Source organism: Mesorhizobium sp. M7A.F.Ca.US.005.03.2.1, from assembly GCF_003997795.1.
In the GTDB taxonomy this organism is placed as follows: Bacteria; Pseudomonadota; Alphaproteobacteria; order Rhizobiales; family Rhizobiaceae; genus Mesorhizobium; species Mesorhizobium ciceri.
In genome coordinates this window covers 1-498 of sequence record NZ_RZRP01001586.1, presented here as the reverse complement: position 1 = coordinate 498, position 498 = coordinate 1, and the positions used below count along the sequence as shown (strand labels likewise).

Genomic DNA, 498 nt, shown 5'->3' with positions numbered 1-498 from the left:
GTCCAGGGCAGGCTCGACATTCCGTCCTCCACGCTGTCGCATCACCTCAAACGGCTGGTCGATACCGGGCTTGTCACGCAGGAACGGCAAGCGACGACGCTGATCTGCCGCGCCAACTATCCCGGCATGAATGCGCTGATCGGCTATCTCGCCGACGAGTGCTGCGCGGATGCTGTCTGCGCGCCCGCCGTCGGCAAAGCACTGGCCTGATTTTTCTGCGCGTATAATTCGAACATACCGGAAGGATCGAACCTATGGACATGATGGCAAACCTTCCCGTCGCGGTAATTGGCGCCGGCCCGGTCGGCCTTGCCGCCGCGGCGCATCTGGTCGAGCGCGGCATCCGCCTGCTGATCCTGGAGCGCGGCGAAAGCGTTGGTGCCGCACTGCTCGAATGGGGCCACGTGCGGGTGTTCTCGCCTTGGGAATACAACATCGACGCGGCGGCGCGGGCGCTGCTCGACCGCTCCGGCTGGACGGCGCCGGACAGCCAGGGCC

The 498-nt window shown here is 65.7% G+C and carries 2 protein-coding genes; both read left to right on the top strand.

The window, feature by feature from the left end:
• Positions 1-210, top strand: a 210-nt coding sequence (locus EN991_RS39300; RefSeq protein ID WP_164766238.1) for a helix-turn-helix domain-containing protein, incomplete at its 5' end; no start/stop codon positions are given.
• Between the two features lie 44 nt (positions 211-254).
• On the top strand, positions 255-498 hold a 244-nt coding region (locus tag EN991_RS39295; protein WP_127370687.1), incomplete at its 3' end, for an FAD-dependent oxidoreductase.